This is a genomic window from Niveispirillum lacus (assembly GCF_002251795.1).
Lineage (GTDB): Bacteria > Pseudomonadota > Alphaproteobacteria > Azospirillales > Azospirillaceae > Niveispirillum > Niveispirillum lacus.
In genome coordinates this window covers 79,241-102,010 of sequence record NZ_NOXU01000024.1, presented here as the reverse complement: position 1 = coordinate 102,010, position 22,770 = coordinate 79,241, and the positions used below count along the sequence as shown (strand labels likewise).

19 protein-coding genes and 1 pseudogene are annotated in these 22,770 nt (G+C 60.4%); 12 read left to right on the top strand and 8 right to left on the bottom strand.

Annotated features, from left to right (window positions below):
- Positions 1-70 precede the first annotated feature (70 nt).
- Both CHU95_RS06175 and CHU95_RS06170 read left to right on the top strand, forming a co-directional pair.
- Positions 71-415: a DUF4870 family protein gene (locus CHU95_RS06175; protein WP_207762398.1), complete on the top strand. Its 345-nt coding sequence runs from the start codon at positions 71-73 to the stop codon at positions 413-415.
- Between the two features lie 118 nt (positions 416-533).
- On the top strand, positions 534-3,251 hold the full coding sequence (locus tag CHU95_RS06170; protein ID WP_094454804.1) for a bifunctional acetate--CoA ligase family protein/GNAT family N-acetyltransferase: 2,718 nt from the start codon (positions 534-536) through the stop codon (positions 3,249-3,251).
- Here CHU95_RS06170 and murI read toward each other — a convergent pair whose 3' ends face one another.
- Entirely contained in the window at positions 3,252-4,088 is an 837-nt protein-coding gene (murI, locus tag CHU95_RS06165; protein ID WP_094454802.1) for a glutamate racemase, read from the bottom strand.
- 147 nt (positions 4,089-4,235) lie between these two features.
- Here murI and CHU95_RS06160 point away from each other — a divergent pair, with 147 nt between their 5' ends.
- Positions 4,236-4,775 (top strand): hypothetical protein, encoded by a 540-nt coding sequence (locus CHU95_RS06160; RefSeq protein ID WP_094454800.1) that lies wholly within the window; start codon positions 4,236-4,238, stop codon positions 4,773-4,775.
- A 140-nt stretch (positions 4,776-4,915) separates the two neighbouring features.
- On the opposite strand, the pseudogene CHU95_RS06155 reads toward CHU95_RS06160, so the two are convergent.
- A pseudogene (locus tag CHU95_RS06155) lies at positions 4,916-5,470 on the bottom strand (HNH endonuclease); the annotation flags it as partial.
- Positions 5,471-5,784: 314 nt separating this feature from the next.
- On the opposite strand from CHU95_RS06155, the gene gluQRS reads away from it, so the two are divergent.
- The 3 genes from gluQRS (at position 5,785) to CHU95_RS06135 (ending at position 8,430) form a co-directional block, all read left to right on the top strand.
- Positions 5,785-6,660, top strand: a complete 876-nt coding sequence (gluQRS, locus tag CHU95_RS06150) for a tRNA glutamyl-Q(34) synthetase GluQRS (protein ID WP_094454796.1) — start codon at positions 5,785-5,787, stop codon at positions 6,658-6,660.
- A 133-nt stretch (positions 6,661-6,793) separates the two neighbouring features.
- Entirely contained in the window at positions 6,794-7,285 is a 492-nt protein-coding gene (locus CHU95_RS06145) for a hypothetical protein (RefSeq protein WP_094454794.1), read from the top strand.
- Positions 7,286-7,545: 260 nt separating this feature from the next.
- Positions 7,546-8,430, top strand: coding sequence for a TIGR01459 family HAD-type hydrolase (locus tag CHU95_RS06135; protein WP_094454790.1), 885 nt, complete (start codon positions 7,546-7,548; stop codon positions 8,428-8,430).
- Positions 8,431-8,437: 7 nt separating this feature from the next.
- Here CHU95_RS06135 and CHU95_RS06130 read toward each other — a convergent pair whose 3' ends face one another.
- A complete protein-coding gene (locus CHU95_RS06130; protein ID WP_094454788.1) occupies positions 8,438-8,758 on the bottom strand; it encodes a ribbon-helix-helix domain-containing protein in 321 nt (106 codons plus the stop codon).
- A 305-nt stretch (positions 8,759-9,063) separates the two neighbouring features.
- Between CHU95_RS06130 and CHU95_RS06125 the strand changes: the two genes are divergently transcribed.
- A complete protein-coding gene (locus tag CHU95_RS06125; protein WP_094454786.1) occupies positions 9,064-10,263 on the top strand; it encodes a GIN domain-containing protein in 1,200 nt (399 codons plus the stop codon).
- On the opposite strand, the gene CHU95_RS06120 is transcribed toward CHU95_RS06125, so the two are convergent.
- Positions 10,264-10,884, bottom strand: coding sequence for an alpha-ketoglutarate-dependent dioxygenase AlkB family protein (locus tag CHU95_RS06120; RefSeq protein WP_207762397.1), 621 nt, complete (start codon positions 10,882-10,884; stop codon positions 10,264-10,266).
- A 113-nt stretch (positions 10,885-10,997) separates the two neighbouring features.
- On the opposite strand from CHU95_RS06120, the gene CHU95_RS06115 reads away from it, so the two are divergent.
- The 3 genes from CHU95_RS06115 to CHU95_RS06105 all read left to right on the top strand — a co-directional run bounded on the left by CHU95_RS06115 (position 10,998) and on the right by CHU95_RS06105 (position 15,403).
- Positions 10,998-12,179, top strand: coding sequence for a hypothetical protein (locus CHU95_RS06115; RefSeq protein WP_133065450.1), 1,182 nt, complete (start codon positions 10,998-11,000; stop codon positions 12,177-12,179).
- Positions 12,180-12,294: 115 nt separating this feature from the next.
- Positions 12,295-12,750 carry an iron response transcriptional regulator IrrA gene (irrA, locus tag CHU95_RS06110; protein ID WP_094454782.1) on the top strand — a complete coding sequence of 152 codons (456 nt, stop codon included), beginning with the start codon at positions 12,295-12,297 and terminating at the stop codon, positions 12,748-12,750.
- A gap of 124 nt (positions 12,751-12,874) precedes the next feature.
- Positions 12,875-15,403 (top strand): ATP-binding protein, encoded by a 2,529-nt coding sequence (locus CHU95_RS06105; protein ID WP_165772040.1) that lies wholly within the window; start codon positions 12,875-12,877, stop codon positions 15,401-15,403.
- 125 nt (positions 15,404-15,528) lie between these two features.
- On the opposite strand, the gene CHU95_RS06100 is transcribed toward CHU95_RS06105, so the two are convergent.
- The 3 genes from CHU95_RS06100 to CHU95_RS06090 all read right to left on the bottom strand — a co-directional run bounded on the left by CHU95_RS06100 (position 15,529) and on the right by CHU95_RS06090 (position 20,517).
- Positions 15,529-18,669: an efflux RND transporter permease subunit gene (locus CHU95_RS06100; protein ID WP_094454778.1), complete on the bottom strand. Its 3,141-nt coding sequence runs from the start codon at positions 18,667-18,669 to the stop codon at positions 15,529-15,531.
- A gap of 94 nt (positions 18,670-18,763) precedes the next feature.
- Positions 18,764-19,873, bottom strand: a complete 1,110-nt coding sequence (locus tag CHU95_RS06095; protein WP_094454776.1) for an efflux RND transporter periplasmic adaptor subunit — start codon at positions 19,871-19,873, stop codon at positions 18,764-18,766.
- A 317-nt stretch (positions 19,874-20,190) separates the two neighbouring features.
- The gene (locus CHU95_RS06090; RefSeq protein ID WP_094454774.1) at positions 20,191-20,517 is read right to left on the bottom strand and encodes a hypothetical protein; all 327 of its coding nucleotides are present in this window, start codon (positions 20,515-20,517) and stop codon (positions 20,191-20,193) included.
- 277 nt (positions 20,518-20,794) lie between these two features.
- Between CHU95_RS06090 and CHU95_RS06085 the strand changes: the two genes are divergently transcribed.
- A complete protein-coding gene (locus CHU95_RS06085; RefSeq protein WP_094454772.1) occupies positions 20,795-21,217 on the top strand; it encodes a hypothetical protein in 423 nt (140 codons plus the stop codon).
- 171 nt (positions 21,218-21,388) lie between these two features.
- On the opposite strand, the gene CHU95_RS06080 is transcribed toward CHU95_RS06085, so the two are convergent.
- Entirely contained in the window at positions 21,389-21,577 is a 189-nt protein-coding gene (locus CHU95_RS06080) for a zinc-finger domain-containing protein (protein ID WP_094454770.1), read from the bottom strand.
- A 207-nt stretch (positions 21,578-21,784) separates the two neighbouring features.
- Here CHU95_RS06080 and CHU95_RS06075 point away from each other — a divergent pair, with 207 nt between their 5' ends.
- Positions 21,785-22,768 carry an ABC transporter ATP-binding protein gene (locus CHU95_RS06075; RefSeq protein ID WP_094454768.1) on the top strand — a complete coding sequence of 328 codons (984 nt, stop codon included), beginning with the start codon at positions 21,785-21,787 and terminating at the stop codon, positions 22,766-22,768.
- The last annotated feature ends 2 nt before the right edge of the window (positions 22,769-22,770 follow it).

The following is a 22,770-nucleotide window of genomic DNA, read 5'->3' as shown; positions in this document are numbered from 1 at the left end:
CCGACAGTCTCTGTTGCCAGAGGTTGCCGCTTTGCGTTTTCATGAGGGGCAAAATTCGGGGAAACACACCATGAGTTACTACGAAAGTGATCGCTACAATAGCGGTATGCGTTTGGCCGTGGTGGTCAGCAATGTGTTGAGTATTGTTGGTTTCGGCCTGATCGGGGTGATTGTCGCCTATCTTAAGCGCAGCGACTCGCGCGGAACCCTATGGGAAACACATATCACCTACATCATCCGCACTTTCTGGCTGGGCGTGCTGGGCATCATCATCGGGTCGGCAACAGCCTTTATCGGGATCGGCGTCTTGATCCTGATTGCAGTCGGGCTCTGGTGGTTGATCCGGTCGATTAAGGGGGTGCTGAAGGCCATTAATTACGAACCGATCACCAATCCCGAAACCTGGCTTTTCTGATCCAAAGGGCCGGGTCAACAATTGACCCATGTCATCGCCCGGCCATGGTCGTGGTTTATGGTGGCCGCTGTTTCCGGCATGCTGCCGGACCGCCAGAGCCCGCCCGCCAGGAGCCGCCATGACCATCCGTAATCTGAACAGCCTGTTCAAGCCTGCGTCAGTTGCCCTGATCGGGGCCAGCCGGCGGGACCGGTCGGTGGGCAAGGTGGTGGCCCGCAATCTGTTCAACGCCGGATTCGATGGGCCGATCATGCCCGTCAACCCGCGTGAACGCTCAATAGAGGGGGTTCTGGCCTACCCTTCGGTCAGTGATCTACCCATGGCACCGGAACTGGCCGTGATTGCCACGCCGCCTGCCACGGTTCCTGGTCTGGTTGCCGAATTGGGGGCTCGCGGCACCAAGGCGGCCGTTGTCATCACTGCCGGATTTGCAGAGATGGGCGAGGAAGGGCGACGTTTGCAGCAGGCTGTGCTGGACGCTGCGCGCCCGCATCTGCTGCGCATCATCGGGCCAAACTGCCTTGGCATCATGGTGCCAGGCCAGGGACTGAACGCCAGCTTCTGCCATGTACCGCCGCTGAAGGGTGATATTGCCCTGGTGGCGCAGTCGGGCGCCGTGGTGACATCCATCGTCGATTGGGCGACGCCGCGCGGCATCGGTTTCTCCCACCTGATTTCTCTGGGTTCCAAGGCCGACGTCGATTTCGGCGACATGCTGGATTATTTGGCCCAGGACGGGTCGGTGCGGGCCATCCTGCTCTATGTCGAGGCCATCACCAGTGCACGAAAATTCATGTCTGCCGCTCGTACCGCGGCTCGCGCCAAACCCGTTATCGTGATCAAGGCCGGTCGTAGCGAAGAAGGGTCACGCGCCGCCAGTTCACATACCGGCGCCCTGGCCGGGGCGGATGCAGTCTATGATGCAGCCTTCCGCCGTGCCGGCATGCTGCGGGTGGGGGAATTGGACGAGTTGTTCGCCGCCGTGGAGACATTGGCGACCGGAGTACAGATCAGCGGTGACCGGCTGGCCATCGTCACCAATGGCGGTGGTGTGGGTGTGCTTGCCACTGACACGCTGATTGCTGGCGGGGGGCGGCTGGCGCAATTGGCCCCGGAAACGCTGGCGGCCCTGGACAAGGTGCTGCCGCCCACGTGGAGCCATGGCAACCCGGTCGATATCATCGGCGACGCCGACGGCAAGCGCTATGCCGACGCCATGAAAATCGTCATGGCGGACAAAAACATTGACGCTGTACTGGTGCTGAACTGCCCCACAGCGGTCGCAGACGGCCGGGACGCCGCGCAGGCGCTGGCCGATATCACCCGTGAGCAGAATAACCGCGCCGGCGGCGGGCGCCGCCTGCCGGTACTGGCCAGTTGGCTTGGTGAACAGCAGGCCGCCCCCTCCCGCCGCCTGTTGGATCATGCCCGCATTCCGCATTATCAGACCCCTAATCAGGCCGTCCGCGCCTTCCTGCATCTGGTCCAATACCGGCGGAACCAGGAATTGCTGATGGAAATGCCGGCCAGCGTGCCAGAGCAGTTTGATGTCGACATGGGGAATGTGCGCCCGGTGATTGATACTGCTCTGGCCGATGGCCGTGGCTGGCTGTCGGAGTATGAGGCCAAAGAAGTCCTGCGCGCTTACGGCATTCCCTGCGTGCAGACCGTGACCGCTGCCACCCCGGCGGAGGCGGAGCGGGCGGCAAAGCGGCTGGGTGGGCGCATTGCGCTGAAAATCCTGTCACCCGACATTACCCACAAGTCCGACCTGGGAGGTGTTTCGCTAAACTTGCTGCCAACTCAAGTGTGGGCAGAGGCGGAAGCCATGCTGGAACGGATACGCTCCGCCATGCCCGATGCCCGCATCGAAGGGTTCACGGTACAGGAGATGGCGCACCGTCCCGGTGCCCAGGAACTGATCCTGGGTATGGTGGATGATGCATTGTTTGGTCCTGTTATCCTGTTCGGGGCGGGCGGTGTGGCGGTTGAGGTACTGGATGACAAGGCACTGGCGCTGCCTCCCCTGAACCTGACCCTGGCGCGGGAGGCCATGGCCCGCACCCGGATCTACAAGCTTTTGCAGGGTTTTCGGCACATGGCTGCCGCAGATCTGGATGCCGTTGCCTTGGCCATGACCAAGGTCAGTCAGTTGATCATCGATTTTCCGGAGATCGCGGAACTGGATATCAACCCACTATACGCGGATGAAGCCGGGGTTCTGGCGCTGGATGCACGGATCCGAGTAAGGCCGCTGACCGAACAGTCCCTAAAACGGCTGGCCATTCGGGCCTATCCAAAGAAGCTGGAACATACGGTCACCCTGCGGTCTGGGCGGGAATTCCTGGTTCGCCCCATCCGGCCAGAGGATGAACAGGCCATCCATGACCTGGTAGCCGCCACCAGTGTGGAGGATATGCGCCTGCGGTTCTTTGCGCCCATGCGCCGTCTTTCGCACCAGATGGGAGCACGGCTGACCCAGATCGACTATGACCGGGAGATGGCTCTGGTGGCAATTCCGCTCGACATCATCGACCCGGACAAGCCCGGCCCTATCTTTGGCGTGGTCCGCATCACCGCCGATCCGGATAATGAAAGGGCTGAATATGCCGTCTTGGTCCGTTCCGACATGAAGGGCAAAGGCCTGGGCTCACGTCTGATGAAGGAAATCCTGGCCTATGCTGAAAGCCGCGGCATCCAGGAGGTGTTCGGCGAAGTTCTACGGGAGAATGCTGGTATGCTGGGTCTTTGCCGCGATCTGGGGTTCACCTTCCATGACAGCGCGGAGGATCATGGTATTGTCGAGGTCAGTTACCGTTTTGCAAAACGGGTATAGTCAAACCTTGGTGAACTGGGCGGGCTTGCCGAAGAAACGGGTGGCAAGGTCGGTGATGCGGACAGCATCACCGGTAGTCATGAACCTCACTTGCCCTTGCCCCGGCTGGTCGAATTCTGGGTGGCGCTGCAAATAAGCAGACAGGCTTTTGGCCGTCAGGTCCGGCTGTGACAGAACTTCCACACCTGCTGGGAGGGACGCCGCGAAAAGGTCCGCCACCAGAGGGTAATGGGTGCAGCCCAACATCACGGCCTGTGGCGCTACCCCTTCGAGACGGATCATCAACGCATCGGTGTAGCGGCGAACCGCCGCCGCCAATTGGCGATGCGACGCCCCCAGTTCAATCAGCGGGACCAGGTCCGGACAGGCCTGTTGTACCACCCTGATCTCTGGTGCCCGTGCTGCGATCTCGCGCGGGTAGGCCCGGCTGTCGACTGTACGGCTGGTGGCGAAGATACCAATGGTCCGGGCATCGCCGACCTGGCGGCCCGTCGCCACATCGGCCATCCAGGGCACACCCGTCACCGCCTCCACCATGGGAACCAGCACACCCAGCACCCGGCGCCCAGGCCAAGCCTGGTCCAGCCAGGTCTGCTGCAACCGGCGCAAAGCCACGGCTGACGCGGTATTGCAGGCCAGGATCACCAGCCGCGCCCCCCGGTCGAACAGTCGCGACACACCGGCGAGGGTCAGGTCATAGATTTCGTCTGGCGTGCGGTCGCCATACGGGGCGTCGGCGTGGTCACCCAGGTAAAGAAAGTCATGTGTGGGCAGGTGCTGATGCAGGGCGCGCAGCACCGTCAGCCCGCCATGACCCGAATCGAACGCACCGATCATTGCAAAACCACCCCCGAAGCCTGTCACCGCTCTTTACCACTTGTTTGCGGCGATGGAAGGGCATTTCACCTGCTTGCATGCTGGCGCGCGCTGTGCCTAACTCCGCGACCGTACCGGTTGGTCCCGCGTTGGAGCATTCGCTGTCCCATGTCCTTGCTGATCCGTTCACTCTTCGCCGCTACCCTCGCTGTCAGCGCTTCGACCGCATTGGCAGCCACCCAGGATAATGCCAGACCCGTAGGCCCAACCCTTGGCGATATCGCCCGGCAGGCGGAACAGCAGGGCCCGGCCATTCAACTGCCAGCAGCCGGAAACCTGCCCACCATTGGTGATGTAGCCAAGCAGCAGGAAGCCCAGGCCAAGGCGGCCGCAGCGGCGGCCGCCAACTCCGGCTGCACCCGGCCAAAGGTCCCAGGCAAACTGCCTGACGGCAAGACGGCCACGGAACAGGAAATGCGCGACGCCCAGATCGCGGTGAAGGCCTATGTCAGCCAATCAGAGGCCTTCAACGCCTGCCTGGACAAGCTGGTCAAAGCATCGCTAGACCGTATCACCGCGCGCGAATACCTGGCTCTTATCCAGCAGTATGATCTGACTTATTCCGCGATGCAGATTTTTGCCGAGCGTTTCAATGTGCAACTGCGCGCTTACCGCGCCCGCACGGGTGACACTGGCAACAGCCAATAGCAGCCAATGATGGGTGGGGAACCAGATGGGGGTAACGCCGATTACCCCTGCTCCAGTTCCGCCCCCCAGTATTCGGCGCTGGTCATCGATGCCGGGAAAGCGGCACCAGGCAGATCTTCACCCGGATCGGCCGCGACTTCATCCGCAAGGTCATCATAGGACAGGAAATCGCGCCAACTGTCATGCAGGAAGGTAGGCGGAAAGTTACGCCCATTTTCCTGTAGCTCATAAGCCGTAGGCGCGAATGGTTCCTGCATGGGGTGCATGCCACATTGATTGGGCAGTCGGCTGCCTTTTGCCAGATTGCAGGCGGAACAGGAGGTTACGACATTGTCCCAACTGGTCCGCCCCCCGCGGCAGCGCGGGATGACGTGATCGAAGGTCAATTCGTGGGTGGGAAACCAGCGTCCGCAATATTGGCAGGTAAACCGATCCCGCAGAAAAACATTGAACCGGGTGAAAGCCGGCCGGCGGGTGGCCGGCACATATTCTTTCAGGCTGATCACGCTGGGCAGCCGGATCGACAACTGTGGTGACCGCACGATCCGGTCATAATGGGAGACGATGTTCACGCGGTCCAGAAATACGGCCTTGACCGCATCTTGCCATGACCAGAGCGAGAGCGGGAAATAGCTGAGCGGACGAAAATCCGCATTCAGCACCAAGGCAGGACACCCATCAAAAGGTGGTGACAAGTTGCACCCCCAAGCGCCGTTCCGTCGGTGTTCCCGACCTCCGAAGCCCCGCCTTCTTCCACCCGGCGGCCCGGTCAGGGGCCACTGGCATCGGGATGGCGGACAGGTTGGCGGCAGGCCGAAACGTCGGTCACTTTGATATAACGGGCCGACCCCGTCTGGCAACCCGCACGACCCGCCGTCGACGCAATTATCACGCATCTGCAACACAAGCGACACGCAAGCTCTTGTGGTCGTTCAGCTTGTTACCCGCCACCCGTTGGGGGTATATGTCGTCAGACCAGGGCTATCCCCCCTCCCGCCGATATTGATGCATGCCTGACGACGCCCGCCCAGTCACAAGCCGATTCGCCCCCAGCCCGACGGGTTTCCTGCATCTGGGTCATGTTCATTCCTGCCTGTTTGCTGTGAATGCAGCCAAGCAGGGGAACGGGCGGTTTCTACTGCGGATAGAGGATATCGACCCCAACCGGTGCCGGCCTGAGTATGAGGTAATGTTGAAGGAGGACCTCGCCTGGTTGGGTTTTCGTTGGGACGAACCCGTCCGGCGCCAGTCGGAGCATATGGATGATTACGCAGCGGCGCTGGTAACCTTGGCCGCACGGCACGTGACCTATCCCTGCTTTTGTTCACGCAAGGAGATCACCGCCGAGATCGCACAGGCCGGTAATGCCCCGCACCTTGTCGCTATGGGGCCGGAAGGGCCGCTCTATCCGGGTAACTGCCGCCATCTGCCCCCAGATGTTGCAGCAGCGCGCGTTGCTGCCGGGGAACCGCACGCCATCCGGCTGGATGTGCGCAAGGCAACGACGCTGACTGGCCCACTATCCTGGCATGATCGCGGCCGAGGGACGATCACCGCCGATACTGGACTGCTGGGTGATATCGTATTGGCACGGCGTGACGTGCGCACAAGTTACCACCTCTCGGTTACGGTGGATGACGCGATCCAAGGGGTGACATTGGTCACACGCGGGGAAGACCTCTTCCATGCTACCCATGTTCACCGACTGTTGCAGGCGTTGCTGGGATTACCGGTGCCGGACTACCACCATCATGGCCTGTTGCTGAATGCGAGAGGGGAACGTCTTTCCAAGCGGGATGGGGCCACTGGCATCCGCACACTGCGCGCACAAGGTGTATCGCCAGCAGAGATATTGCGCCGGGCAGCAAGCGGCGCCGAAGGATAGGTTACATTCTCTTTCGCAAGCCATTGCGATATCAGATTATTGCCGTACGGAAACAGAGTCGCGTTTGGTGAAGACAAGGTAGATGCAATTTTAAGGGTATTGTTCCTGAACATTGTGGTATGGAGACCATGCCATGCAAGATACGTCCATGATCGACCATTATCGCCAACTTGTCCGTAACACGACCATCGATGACAGAACGCTGTTGTCGACAGATTACTTCAATCATTTCAATGAAGTAATCATGTTGCTGTCGATGGTGAGCGACATGCCGGAAATGCTGGATGAGATTGTCGCCTGGACACCCAAGACCTATCGTCAGCATTTCGAGGATAGCGGCCTGGCCTTTGCCCCGATTGCCATCGAGGCATTTGACCATGTGCCGCCCGAGTATCGCGTGCCGTTTGATGAAACCATCAATGACATGAACAGCCTTATTGTCGAAGCAGTGGCAACCTTGTCCGCCATGCGCGACGATCCGGACATGCTGGGTTTCACTGCCGGTGATTACTGGCGGCGGTTACAGGAACTGGTTGATCGTGGCAGTGCGATTGTCCATGGATCGGTCCAGGATCACAACCCGGCTGTGACCATGGACCAGAGTGAGATCGACGACCTGTTCTGATTTTTGGCCGGCCTCTGACGCAACGACTTGGCCCCACACGGGTGGGTTTGCGGCATTGGGGAGAAACAGAAGGACATAAACCCGCCTGAGATCACCGATGGCCGGCGTGTCGGCGCGGATCATGGGGTGTATGACCATATCGGCTTGAACCCATTCCCTGCCTTTGTCGGGCACGGCAGCCATGCCTTGCCCGATCTTGCCCTGCCAGAACGAGGCCGCCACCTTGGAACCGGTTGCATCGATACCGGAAACATCCTGCCATGACTGCGCCTGTCCCATTGATCTCCGGCCTGGCCAATATCGCTGACCGTTATGACGGCTTCATCCTGGACCTGTGGGGTGTTGTGCATGACGGGGTGAGGCCCTATGAGGGGGTGGTGGAATGCCTTTCCATCCTGCGCCGCCTTGGGAAGCGTGTCTGCCTGTTGTCGAATGCACCACGGCGGATCGCTGCGGCTGCGGCAAAATTGAGCGGAATGGGTGTGGGGCCCGATCTGTACGATGCGCTCTACACGTCAGGGGAAGCCAGTTTCGAGGCCCTGCGTGATCGGAATGATGAATGGCATGCGGCCCTGGGTCCTAAGCTGTTCCATATTGGTCCACCGCGCGACAATGATGTCTATGACAGCTTGAAGAACCGCTTCCGGGTGGACAGTCCCGAGGATGCGGATTTTGTTATCAATACTGGTATTGATGCCTATGAAGAGACGCTGGATGATTATGCCCCGATCCTGCGTCGTTGTCTGGACCGGGGGTTGCCCATGCTCTGTGCCAATCCGGATTTGGTTGTGGTCATTGACCAGGAACTGGTGATCTGTGCGGGGGAACTAGCCCGCCACTATGAGACGCTGGGCGGCGATGTCCGCTACCACGGCAAGCCCCACGCACCGGTCTATCGCCGCTGTTTCGAACTGCTCGGCGGCATCGCCCCATCGCGCATCCTGGCTGTTGGGGACAGTTTGCGAACTGACGTGGCAGGGGCCAATGCTGCTGGCATCGACAGTCTGTTGATCACAGGCGGTATCCATCGTGAGGAACTGGGCACTCCGTTGGGCGTGCTGCCGGGGCCGGAAAATCTGGCCGACCTTCTCTCTCGCAGCGCGCACCGCCCGACCTGGGCAGCGGCAGGGCTTCGCTGGGCATAAAAAGCCATCAGTCCTGGTCGAAAATCTCTAACGCCTTGCGAAAGGTGCGGGAATAGTCGGCCGTGGTGCCAAACGGTATCTGTTCTTCGGCCAAACCCGCCAGCGGTGGCGATGTGCCAGCGGCCGTGCGAAAATAAGATAGGATGAAGACGCGCAGCGCCGCTGTCAGTGCGCTGTCGCCCCGACGTCCGTCGATCATAGTGACAATATCATTCACCGACTGTGATTCGCGCTCACTGATCTCTGTCAGGCAATCCCACAGCAGCGGTTCCATCCGCACACTGGTTCGAGCCCCTGCGACCACGACATTGCGGCAAACAGCCCGCATCGACTCAGGCGCAGTATCTTCCGGGTTTGTTGGGGGACGGCGCTTAGCGGCCATTGGAAACCGTCTGTCCTATTGTTTGAGAAGGTTCTGAGTTGTAGGGAACATATTGGACATACAAGTAGGAAACAATGGGTTGTCGAAGGTATTATGACATTCCATTGGACTTGTGGCTGCGTGGGTTCACCGACGGACCCATTGTAACAGGTGGCCCCAAAATTGTTGCAGACAGGAAACGGCGGAAGACAGAGTTGTGCCGCGCGCTATGATGGGCCCAATCGACACGATACCTGCGCCTGAGGCCCCTGATGCACAGCCATTCCTCCCTGTCTGCCCGCCCCCGACTGAAACCGGGTGTTCCCATCGGCGGCATCGCGGCGGTATTGGTGCTGGCAACCACGGTCGGATGGTCGCTGATCACAGACGCCCCGGACGACAAGACCTTAAATCTGAGTAAGCTGGAAAAAAGCCTCGCGCTGTCAATTGGCAGTGAGGGGATCAGCGCCGAGGTCAGGGACCGTGTGGCCGAACGGGTCGCAGAAAACGCCCAGCGTATGGAGTTCGCTGATGACCGCGCCGTTGATATGCGGGCGATCAGCCGTTCCGTTGCGGATCGGATCGAAGCCGCCGCCAAAGCGGCAACTGTCAAAGCCGAAACCATGCGGAACCGTCGGGACACGGATATCCGGTATCTGGACCGCGCCATATCAGCGGACGGCACCAACCGGCTGGCCGCCACCGCTGAGGCGCCCGCCGGGCTGCGGCTGGCGGGCGTGATGGGCGACGTCCGCATAAAGGTCGTTGATGATGCCAAGGAAATCTTGTTCAGCCTCGAGAACAGCCGCAAACGCTATAACATCTCCATGAATGATGGGGTCCTGTGGATCACGGGCCCCGGGCCGCAAAGCGAACCCAGCGTAACGCTGGATATCGCCATACCGCGCGGCACTCCGCTCCTGGTGAATAATTTCACGGGCGAGTTGATCGTGGATGGTGACCTTGGTGCGCCGGCGCGGCTGGAACTGGCCAATGGCGAAATGAAGCTAGGTGACCTCGAGTCGGTCCGGGTGCGCATCACACAATCCGGTACTGTGTCCGTCGGCGATGTGAAGCGGTTGGCGGGATTGCAGCTTTCCGGTAATGGCGAGGTCAGGCTGGGCCATGTCGGAACTGCGGCCATCGAACTCAATGGCAATGGCGCCATAAAAATGGAGTCGGCCGCTGAGGGGCTTTCCGTGTCGATGCCCGGCCCCGGCGATGTTCAGGTCGGGATGCTGGCGGGTGATCTGGCGGCCGCGATTGCCGGTCCTGGAACCCTGACCATCGGTGGGGGGCAGGCTGATAGCATGGCGATAGGTGTCACCGGTCCCGGTACCGTTGAATTTAATGGCAAGGCTAAGGACCCGCGTGTGCTCATGACCGGTCCCGGCCGGGTCTCCCTGGCCGGCCATGAGGGCACGCCGAAGGTCCATCATGTGGGCCCCGGCAAGGTGGAACTGTCGCGCTGATCAGCGGGTGGGTCTGGTAACGCGGCGCAAGGTCAGGTTCAGGCGGCCGCCATCAGGCAACAATTGGGAAGACCCAACCCGCAGCCGATCCACCCCATGGTAGAAAAGCCGCGAGGGGCCAGCAAAAATCATGATGCTACCGCTGGTCACGGGGAAGGAACGTGTCGGATCGGTGCGTTTGGGTCCTCCGAGACGGAAAACCGCTGTATCGCCCAATGAGATGTTCAGGATCGGGGCATCAAACGTCTCTTCATCCTCGTCGCGGTGCAGCGACAGCCTGGCCCCTTCACCTCGGTAGTGGTTAATCAGGCAGCATTCGGGTTCATGCGGATAACCGGTGTGTGTGTGCCAGAGGTCAAGCAGTGTGGCCGGGATCGCTGGCCACGGCCGTCCAGTAACCGGTTGCACCGGTGAATAGCGGTAGCCGGAACGGTCAGCGATCCAGCCTTGGCTTCCGGCGTTGGTCATGTCAATCGAGAAGGGCCGGCCTGTACGCGGCATGACGTAGCGGGTAAAGGGGGCCTCTTGTGCCAGAGCCATGACCAGATCCAGCAGCGCCTGCTGGTCTTCCCGGTTCAGATGATCCGGCAAAAGTCGGAACCCCATGCTATCGGCCATCATTGCCTTCCCTTTCGTGTCCTGCGGGTCGCGCCCATGTCAAAAAGCGCCAAGGACATGACAGTGTCACGCGCCAATCATGGACTCCCGAACACAACGCGCCTAGATTCCTTCTCATGAGAGACGAACCATACGACAGCGAGGCGAGCGCCGACTGGAATCCCGTTGCCCTAAGGGGTGGCGTGGCCAGTCTGCGGGTGCCCTCGACCTGGCAGCGTCTGTCGCGCGACGATGGGGGGCTCGCCTTCCAGTCGCCGGGTGATAACCCGGTTGATCTTCTGATCTCTGTCGTGACCTACCGCAACCCCTATGGTGTGCGGGCGGAAGAAGCGATCCAGTATCTGGATCGTGAAAATGTGCTGCCACGCGGCATTCTGCCATCAATGGAAACCGGCGACAGTGGCACCGATACCGATGAGCGGCACTGGATCGCCTATGCTGTCGCCCAACCACCAGACCGGCAGATTTTTGTCTGGAAGGTTGCGGATTTTCAGCCGCCAGACCATGTCCGCGTCGTTACCCTGCAACTGCTGGTCCCAAACGAAAGTGCGGATGATCCCGAACTGTCCGATCTGATCGACCGGTTAGGTGAAGAAGCTGCGCGCGTCAAATTCAACCCCGGCCCGATTTCGGACGGCCCGGTACAACGGGTCACGATGCGCAATGTCTGGCATGCTGACAGTGTGCGTTTCCGTCTTCCCTGGGACTGGAACAGTGCTCAGGATGACGAACTCTCGCTGTTCTACCGTGACATGGAAGGCGCTGGGACGCTGCGCGTTGCTGTGCATCGTTTTGAACATGAAGGTAGCGATGCGGAAATTCTGGCCCGCGCCATCCTGCGCCAGACGGCAGAGCAATTTGCCGAAGGACCCGATGAACGGGAGGGTGTGGGGTCAATTGAATGGCTGCCTGATGGAGAGGTGATCGCCCGGTTTGTGACGGACGGGGAAGAAGATGGGGAGAAATTGCGCTTCTTCCTGTGGCTCCGTGGCGCCGCTATTGAGGGGCAGACCACCGTGGCTCTTTTCAGTTTTGCTTTCCCCCAATCCTCACGCGGGGGCGAACTGGAACGATCCACCCTGGCCATGCTGGAACAGGAAATCCGGCGTGCGGTCGTTGGTATCACCGACAGTACCGAGGTGGAAGAGGATGAGGAGGACGGTTTCAGTTTGGCCGACCTTCTGAACGAGGACGATATGTTCCTGGACGATGATGACGATCAGGACGATCCCGATAGCCTGGACGAGGATGACGAGGGGCAAGGCCCTGATGGCCAGGGCCCATTGGGTCGGGCATAGAGACGGTGCAAATGCCGCCATGCTGTGATCTTCGTCATTGCCTCTTGTCAAACCAGCAACGACACCCCCACATGACGGCTATCTATCCTGCTCCCTCACACCCGCCCGTCTCCCCATGCCAGACAGCCTGAGCCCCACCGAAACTGGTCCCTGTCCGGACGCCACCGAACCCTGTCTTATCCTGTCGCGCCTGTGCCAGGCTGGCCTTCGCCCAACGCGGCAGCGTCTTGATCTTGGGGCCTTGCTGTTTCGGGCCGGTAACCGGCATGTGACGGCCGAGCAGTTGCACGCCGAAGCGCAAGCTGCTGACATCAAGGTCTCGCTTGCCACCGTCTACAACACACTGAATCAGTTCCGGGATGCCGGTCTGTTGCGTGAGGTGGTCGTGGAGGCTGGGTCAACATGGTTTGATACCAATATTGACGACCACCATCATTTCTTTCACGAGAATAGCCGTCTCCTGCAGGATATCTGCTGTACACAATTGGCACTCCCTGATCTGCCTTGCCTACCGGTCGGCACCAAGATTGCCCGCGTCGATGTGATCATCCGTTTGCGCGATGCGGAGTGAAGATCGCTGCCTTCCACTCCTTTGGTGGATAATCGCCAGCATTGCGGGCACGGCGTCGCAAAAGTAGACTATGACCTTCGTGTCAAAGCCCAACCGGCGTGATGTCGGCGTGGCGGGGGTTTCTATGCGCAGAGTGTTGATGGGTGGTCTGGCTCTGGTGGCCGGCGTCCAGCTTGCCGGAACGGCCATCGACATGCAGGCGGGCTGGCACGCCTATCGCCAGGCTGCGGAGATTGCCAACCTGAAACAGGTCAGCCGGAACCTGCTGGTTGCCGCCCGCGATCATGGGATCGAGGCGGGGATGATCAATCTGCTGTTGGAGGCGGCGCGGTCTCCTGGCACTCCAGAAGCCGCCCTGCGTCCGCAGATCGATCGCCATCGCAATGAAACCGACCGCGCCGCCCTGGCAGCATTGGATCAACTGGCCCAGATGCCGATTGAAAGTGCGCTGACGGAGGATATTGGCTCTCTGCGCGTGTCGCTTGGCCGGGTGCGTGAATTACGCGGCGGCGTCGAAGCCCTGTTGAGCCGACTGGCCGATGGACGCACCTTGGACGCCGCTGGTCCCAGCCCGGTAGACAACACAATGTTGATCGCCGAATGGCGGGACGCCTCCCGTTCCTACCTGACAGCATTGTTGACCCTGCTGCGGGAGGTAAATAGCCCGGCCCTATCGATGGGAGGAAATGCCGGCGCCGCTGAAATGCTGACACGGGAAGCGATCCACCTGCGCAGCCAAGTCGGCAGCGATATGGGCCTGATTTACCGCATCGCCTCGGGTGCGGATGTGGATATGGTGGCTGCAACCGTCTCGCTGGCCGAAGTGGAGGTCGTCTGGCAGTTGGTTCGCGATGCGGGTGACCCATCCCTGTTCCCTGACAGCATGCAGTCCACCCTGCGCCAGATGGAGGCTGCATTTTACCAACGTTATATTCCCTTGCGTGCCGCCATCCTGGATGCGGCATCACGTGGAGAGGCACGGGGGCGGTTGCCGGAACTGTTGCGCAATGGAACCAGCCTGTTGAATGCTGCCAGCGATCTGGTCGGAGCGGCTGTCAATGTTGCGGCAGAGGCAACGGAGCGTAATCGCCTGCTGGCCCGACAGAAACTGTGGGTCGATGCCTTTGAGTTGCTGATCTCTATGGTCGCGTTGGTCTTTGCGGCATGGCTAATCCGGCACCGTGTGCTGCGGCCCATCCAGCAGATGACCGATGCCATGCGCGCGCTCGCCGGTGGTGACCACGCCGTACCTCTGCCGGAATTTAAGGGGGTGGGTGCGGAGGTCGCCGCAATGGCGTCGGCCGTTGGGGTGTTCAAAGAAAATGCCCGGCAGTTGCGGAAGGAAAACAGGGATCGCGGCCGTATGGAGCGACTGTTGACCGTCGAGCGCAGCATCCTGGAGATGGCCGCCGCTGGCGCTCCATTGGGAGAGGTCCTGGAAGCGCTCTGCCGTGGCATGGAGGAACAGTTGGATAATGCCCGCTGTACCATAATGCTGCTGCGCGAAGATGGGGCCCATATGTCGGTGGGGGCGGCACCCGGCTTCCCGCCCCATCTGCGTGATATTTTTGATGGGGTTGCCATTGGTCCGGATGTCGGTTCCTGTGGTTCCGCCATCTACCGTCGGACACCGGTGATCGTGGCGGACATCACCAGGGATCCGCGCTGGGGCCTTTACAAGGATGTGGTGGTTACGGAAGGTGCGTTGTCCTGCTGGTCGTTGCCGATCCTGACCGGTGACGGTGAATCGCTGGGTGCCTTCGCGATTTATGGGGACACCGCCCGCGAGCCGTTTGAATGGGAACTGGAGCGGGCCCGACGTGCAGTGCAGTTGGCGGCATTGGCCATAACCAGTCGCCGGGCCGCGGAGCAGTTGGAACATGCCAAGGCCCAAGCCGAACTGGGCAGCCGCACCAAGTCGGAATTCCTGGCCAACATGAGCCACGAGTTACGCACACCCTTGAATGCTATCATTGGCTTCGCCGAGGTCTTGGAAAGCGAACTTAAGACCAATGACAAAAATGGTCTCAACAGCAGTTCCGTGGCCTATGCGGGCGATATCATCGCGTCGGGCCGGCATCTGTTAACCTTGATCAACGACATTCTGGACGTCTCCAAGATGGAGGCGGGCCGTGTTGAGCTACGTGAACGGATATGCGGGATGGAAGAGCTTGTGCGCGGCTGTGAACGCATTGTGCGGGCCCGTGCTATGGAGCGACGACTGAACCTGATGGTTGAGGTGGCGGACGGCGTACCACCCATCCTGGTCGATGATGTGAAATTTAAGCAGATCGTGCTGAACCTGTTGTCCAACGCCATTAAATTCACATCTCCCGGCGGCACTGTGAAGCTGACGGCTAGCGTTGATCCGGCGCGTGGCGTTTCCGTGGCCGTCACGGATACGGGCATCGGTATCCGGGAGGAAGATCTAGTGAAGGTGTTTGTGCCGTTCCACCAGGTCGATAATGTCTATGCACGCAGCAACCCCGGCACGGGCCTTGGCCTGACACTATCCAAGGGTTTGGCGGAATTGCATGGTGGGCGGCTGGCCATCGAGAGCGTTTTCGGAGAGGGAACCACTGTCACCTTTACGCTGCCGCCGTCCCGTATAGTCTGGACCGAAACTGCCGGTCTTCCGTTACCGGTGCGTTGACACCAGTCGTGTACCGGCCGTGGTCGGCGATCAGAGCCCTGAATATGGCGGAAGTTACTGAAAGCCCCCGGCCCGGCGGAAACGGATCAAAAAAAGGGCCGCCCCATTGCCGGAGCGGCCCTTATTCATTCCGCCGGTACTTGCGGCGGCGCCGTGTGATGGCGTTCTTCTTCCTCGATACGCCGGCGTATCACGCCGATGGGCTGCACGCCGCGGGCAAACATACTGTACAGAACCGGGGTCAGGAACAAGGACAAGGCGGTGCCGACTGTCACGCCGCCCACAATCACCCAGCCGATGGCCATCCGGCTTTCCGCGCCAGCCCCATAGGCAAGAGCCAATGGCAGGGCACCGAAAACCGTCGCAATCGACGTCATCAGGATCGGACGGAGCCGCAGTTGGGAGGCCTCCACCACCGCCTCCAACAATTCCCGTCCTTCCTCGCGGAGCTGGTTGGCAAACTCAACGATCATGATGGCGTTTTTGGCGATCAGCCCGATCAGCATGATCAGACCGATCTGCGTGTAGGTATTGAGCGACATGCCTGTGAGGCTGATAGCCAGCACCCCGCCGAGGCCCGCGGGCAGAACTGACCCCAGGATCATGGCCGGCAGTCGGAAATTCTCAAACTGCGCTGCCAGTACCAGGAAGGCGACAAGCATTGCCATCCCGAAGGCAAACCAGATGGCGCTGCTGGCTTCCAGCTGCAAACGCGCAGCGCCTTCAAAATTGATGCGGGCTTCCGCTGGCAGGACCTCTGCCGCCGCACGGCGGACTTCCTGTATGGCGTCACCCATCACTGCCCCTTCAGCCAAATTGGCGGTGATGGTGATGGAGCGCAGCCGGTTATAGCGGTTCAGTTCTGTTGCGCCGGCCACATCACGCACATGAATCAGGTTCGCCAGGGGGATCAGCTCCCCGCTACTGCTCCCGGTTGTTGAGCGCACGAAGATGTTGGACAGATCGCGCGGGTTCGCCCGATCTTGGGCCTCCGCCCGCAACACCACATCATATTCCTCACCCCGGTCGAGGTAACGGGTTACCAGCTTTTCACCCAGCATGGTTTCCAGTGTGCTGCCGATTGTGGTTACCGGCACGCCCAGATCGGCTGCACGGTTGCGATCAACCGTCACATAGAGCTGCGGCTTTGTTTCATCGTAATCCGCAGAGAAACCGGTCAGACCGGGATATTCCTGCAGACGGCTGACCAAAGCGTCACGCCATTCAGCCAGTTCTTCAAACGTATTGCCGCCGATGACGACCTGCAACTGGTTGGCCGAGGCGCCCCCGCCCAAGCCGGACGGCAGAATCGGCACGATGCGGGAGCCAGGAATGGCCGCTAGTTTCGGACGCAACTGGCTCACCAGATCCGGCACGGTCAAATCACTGACCCGTTCGTTCCAGGGTGGGGTACGGATCACCACCATGGCCCGGTTCACCCCAGAACTGCCCCCCCAACCGGGGTTCACGTTGGTCAGAACACTGTCAAGCACACCCGACTTGAGGTAGGGCTGCAATAGCGCCTCTACCTGGGCGACCTCTTGCATCGTGTAGGCCAGACTTGCACCTTCCGGTCCGGTGATGGACACACGGGCGACGCCACGATCCTCCACCGGGGCCAACTCGCTAGGAAGTGTAGCCGCCAGCAGACCGGTAACCACAACTGCCCCCGCCATCAACGCCAGCACCAGGGTCCGGGCGGCCAGCGCCTGATGCAAGAGGACCGTGTATCCCCGCGTGACAGCGGACAGAAAAGCCTCCGTCCAACGGAACAGGCCCCGCGGCTCCTGATGCCCCCGGAGAAGCTTGGACGACAGCATGGGCGACAACGTCAGTGCCACAATGCAGGAGAAGGCAATGGCCGCCATCAGCGCAATGGCAAATTCACGGAACAGCCGGCCTTGGTCACCGGGCAGCATGGAGAGGGGTGCAATCACCGCGATCAGTACGGCCGTGGTGGCGATGACCGCAAAACCAATCTGTCGTGCCCCGCGGTATGCCGCCAGTAAGGGGGGCTCCCCCTCTTCAATCCGGCGGGAAATATTCTCCACCACAATGATCGCGTCATCGACCACCAAACCCACCGCCAACACAAAGGCCAGCAAGGTCAGCACATTGATCGAGAAGCCCAGCGCCGCCATCACCCCGAAGGCTGCTACCAGAGAGACAGGAATTGCGATGACAGGGATCAGCGTTGCCCGCAGGGTGCGCAGGAAGACCCAAACGACCAGCACCACGAGGCCGATAGCCACGCCGATGGCATGGAATACTTCGTAAATGGACTGACCGACAAAGGTGGCGTCGTCCTGACGAACTTCCAGTGCCATGCCCGGCGACAGGTTGCGGCGGAACTCTTCCAGAAGTTTCCGCACACCTTCCGACACTTCCATCGTATTCGCCGTGGATTGGCGTACAATGCCCATACCGATGGCACTGCCGCCATTGACGCGGAAGTCACCACGGTCATCGCGTGCCGCTACTTCGACCTTGGCGACATCGCCGAGACGGACCCAGTTGGCCCCGTCCTGACGCACCAGGATGGAGGCGAATTGCTCCGGCCGGTTCAGGCGCGTATCCGTACGCACGGTGAATTCTCGCTGGCTGCTTTCAATACGGCCGGCGGGCAACTCAGCATTTTCACGCCGAATGGCGGCTTCCAGATCCTGAACGGTCACTTGTCGGGCAGCCATGGCGTTGCGGTCCAGCCACACACGCATGGCGAAATCACGCCGTCCACCAATGCGGACTGAGGCGACGCCAGGAACAGTGCCCAATGAGTCCAGATAGTAACGCCGGACATAATCGGTCAGTTCCAGTTGGTTCATCCGGTCTGATGACAGGGTGATCCACATAATCGGATTGCTGTCGGCATCGACCTTGCTAATTTCCGGCAGTTCTGCCTCTTCCGGAAGGCTGTCGGTGATACGGCCCACGCGGTCGCGGACGTCATTACTGGCCGCATCAATATCGCGGTCGATCTCAAACTCGACTGAGACCGATGAACTGCCCTCGCGGGAGCGTGACCGGATGGTCTTAACCCCCTCGATACCGTTGATCACGCCTTCGATACGTTCGGTGATTTCATTGTCCACCACCTCGGCGCTGGCGCCGGGATAGTTCGTGCTGATCGACACGATGGGGTAATCGATCTTCGGCAGCTCGCGCACCGGGAGCTTTTCGTAGCCCAGCACACCAAACACAACCAGCATCGCACTGATCACGAAGGCTAGCACGGGACGCTGGATCGAAATGTCGGAGATCACCATGGCAGGTTTCCCACGCGTGTCACTTTGTTGTCCATGTCATACCCCTCCCGGCACATCCTCGCACCGGCCGAGGGATAGCAATACCCAGCCCCAATCAAGGGGCAGGGCGGGCTGCTGACTGCGAGCCTGCCCCTTCGGCGGCGCCATTGGCGATTTCCACCTGGACCGGCACACCGTCACGTACTTTCTGAATACCGCGGGTGATGACCAGTTCACCGCCCTGCAATCCTTCCGCCACTTCCACCACGCCGCGCGACCGCGCACCGATGGTAACGGGGCGCCGTTCCACCTTGCCCGACACGACCAGGAACACGAACTGCCGGTCGCCAACCGGAACCAAGGCCTCTTCCGGGACCAGCACAACATTGGCGCGGTTATCCAGGGTCAGTTGCACGGTCATGAACATGCCCGGACGCAACTGTCCGTTGGCATTGTCAATCCGGGCGACCGCAGCCACCGTCCGGGTGACGGTGTCGACGCGGGTGTCGATGGCCGACACAGTTCCGACAAATGTCTGACCCGGATAAACCGATGACAGGGCAGCAATGTCCATACCGGCGCGCAGATTGCGCAGCGACCCTTCAGGCACGGTGAACTCCAGTTTCACCGTGCGGATATCGTCCAGCGTCGTCACCACATCAGCGGGGCGGATCAGGGCGCCGGGGCTAACTTGGCGCAGGCCGGCATAACCCGTGAACGGGGCGCGGATGCTCAGATCCTGCAAGCGGGCCTGCGCCGCCCGCACTTCGGCCTCGCTGCCAGCAAGTTGCGAAGACAACTCATCGACACGGGCTTGGGCCACATTCTGGCGGGCCAGCAGGGCACGAGCACGTTCCAGAAGCTGCGCCGTATTCCGGCGTCCTGCCTCGGCCACCGCCAGATTGGCGCGAACCTCTCGATCATCCAGTTCGACCAGCACGTCACCAGCCTGAACCAGTTGTCCCTCGGTGAAATTGATGGATCGGACCAGACCAGCGGTTTTGGCGGTCAAGGTTACGGCTTCATTCGCGCGCAATGTACCAACCGCGTCGAAGGTGACGGCGATATCGCCCCGTGTGGCGTGGGCCGCCACCACATTAATGGGGCGGGCGGTCGCCTTCTGCTGCGCAGCGGGAGCGTCACCGCCGCGACCGGTCACATACCAGATACCACCACCAATGGCGACAATGGCGACGACCGCTGCAATTTGAAGTGGCAGGCGCATTTTCCTGTCCGCAATTTGAGTCAGTACGAAGGCGTTGTTACTCTATCCCACTGGTGGGAAAGCAACCCGCATTAATTCCCTGTGTCAGCCATCCGCTGTCGCTGGCATCAAGCGACAACAGGCGGGGATCCCATACGGACGCCGACACACTCCAACTAGAGCGCGGATGCATGCTGTCCAACCCTGCAATTGTTACTCAATGGTAACCGGACGCAGCAGGGGACAAACTTTTACATTTGAATGCAATGGCATGCGCAGGCAGCCGATGCCCCACGCAAAATCCACAAGAGGGAAGCCTAAGCGGAGATATGTGGCGATCAGGCCGCGCTGCTTTGTGAACGCCGACTGGTCAGTTCACGTAAGAAGGCGCGATCAACCGCAGGATAGCGTGAGGGCATCTCCCGCTCGATCCGATCCAAGAGGTCTGCGGCAGCAACCGGGCCATTAAACTCTTCGTACAACAAAAACCACGCTGCAAAAGTGCGACCAGCGATGCGGGGATCATCGCCTTCATTCTGTTCAGGCAACACCCAGTAACCGAACCGTCCGTCCCCCCGTTCGCCCACAAATGGCAGCCGGGTAACCGGAAGGCGTGCCTGTCCGACGCGGTGACTGTCCTGGTGCGGGTGACGATTGTTCGACATGTGGCGGTGCTTTGATCAGGTTCGGCTTAACGGGTGGCGGGAAGCGCGTTAATGTCTCGTTTACAACTAATCGTCCAAAAACTTCTGCTAACTACTATATACGGTGCGATTCGGGATGCAATCCCCTGAAACACTAGTCAAGTCGTCCCGGCTTGTCACAAGCGCGGACGGTTATAACCAAAGGTATGGGGTGCAGCGTTGACAGGTTATGTTGTCAGCACTGTCGTGGGTGCAGGCCGGGGCGATATCGCCAGCTTGGTCTGGTGCTAACATACAATTGGAAACCAACAGCGTTTCCTTTGGCCGGATCGATACCGATCCCTGGGCTTTTCAGACTTTCTGGAGAGAGACGACTGAGGAATCGACACGGTTACCGACCTGGCAGCTGTGGTCACAGACCTGGATGGCAGCGGAAAAGGCGGCGGGGGAGGCCAGCCCGCTGGGGTCGCTGTACCTGCGCGACAATAAGGGCTGGGCCGGTATCGCATGCCATTTTGCCGCACAACTCGCCGCCTGTGCGCGGTTTGACCATCGCGGTCGTGACCGATGGCACACGATTGCCAAATGCGCAGCGCTGCTGTTGACCCGAGGTATCGGCACGAGTGTGCAATCTGTTGCAACTCTGCCGGCCCAATGCCGGGTAGCGGCGAACAGTTCGTTCAGCTTGATGGTCCTGGCCTCAGTGAGCCCTCAAGCATAAGCCAACAGTTTCTCACGGCGGGGGTGCTGCTGACGTTAGCATCACGTGGACTTCACCGCGTCTGTTTCGCGCATGGCGGTACATGGACGGTATGAAAGGCAAGGTCTACCGCCCACCTGGGACCACCCAGGGCCACCTGGAGCCAACGCTGCTGGCAACGGGGTCAACCGGTTAGTGGCCGTGACCGCCGCCGGCCGCCTTGCCTGCCTCGGTCTGCACATAATGGCGTCCGCAATAGGGGCAGTCGACATGGCCTAGCGGCGCCAGCGTCAGATACACCAGGGGATGGCCCAGCGCACCACCGCCGCCATCGCAGCCGACGGTGTCTTCGTCGATATAGATGGTCTCAGCCGGCTGCATATCTTTGGTTCCTTGAAACATTCTGAACAGATCCCGAGTTCTCGGGTGCGGCGCATCATACTCCGGCGCACGGTTTGCGCAAGACTGGCAGCCCGCCCCTGTCTCACCTCTGCCCTTCGGAAAATTGACCGATGGCGGCGACGGGTGTACGCCAGACTCATGTCCTGCGGCATCTGCCCGCCGCCCACCCTTCGGGAACCCATCCCTATGCCTGACAGTCTGAACCGTACCGCCGATATCAACACGGCAAACGCGCCCGCCGCCGCCATCGAGATCAACGACCTGCGCAAGACTTACCGTGGAACGGCCAAGGCCCCGCCGAAGGAAGCATTGAAAGGCATTTCACTGACCATCCCGCGAGGCTCCATTTATGGTCTGCTTGGTCCCAACGGGGCGGGCAAGAGCACGACCATCAATATCCTGGCTGGTCTGGTCAACAAGACCAGCGGGAAAGCCAAAATCTGGGGTATTGATATCGACGAACAGCCGCGGTCCGCCCGCGCCGCGATCGGTGTCGTGCCACAGGAATTGAACCTGGACCCATTTTTCACCCCACGTGAGATTCTGGACCTGCAAGCCGGCCTTTACGGGGTGCCCAAGGCCGAGCGTCAGACCGATGCTCTGTTGGAGGCTGTGGGTTTGAAGGATAAGGCCAATGCCTATGCTCGCACCTTGTCTGGCGGTATGCGTCGCCGGTTGATGGTGGCAAAGGCAATGGTCCATGCCCCGCCGGTCCTGGTACTGGACGAACCCACAGCGGGCGTTGATGTAGAACTGCGCCAGAGCCTGTGGTCGCATGTGCGCGACCTGAACAAGGCTGGTACCACCATTGTGCTTACCACCCACTATCTGGAGGAAGCGCAGGAACTCTGTGACACCATCGCCATCGTCAATCACGGCCAGGTCGTCGCTTGTGAGTCGACGGAGAACCTGTTGAGTCGTATCGATAGCAAGGAAATGGTGGTGACACTCGACGCCGATCTTTTGGCAGTACCCGACGCGTTCCGGGGTTTTGATGCCCGGCTGGACGGTCTGCGCCGTCTCACCATCCATTACAAGCCGAGCCAGACCCGCGTAGCCGATCTTCTGGGCGCCATGGCCCTTGCCGGGTTGGCTGTGAAAGACTTGTCGATGGTGGAAAGCGACCTGGAGGATGTATTCCTGCAAATGACACGCGCACCAGCAGCCTGAGA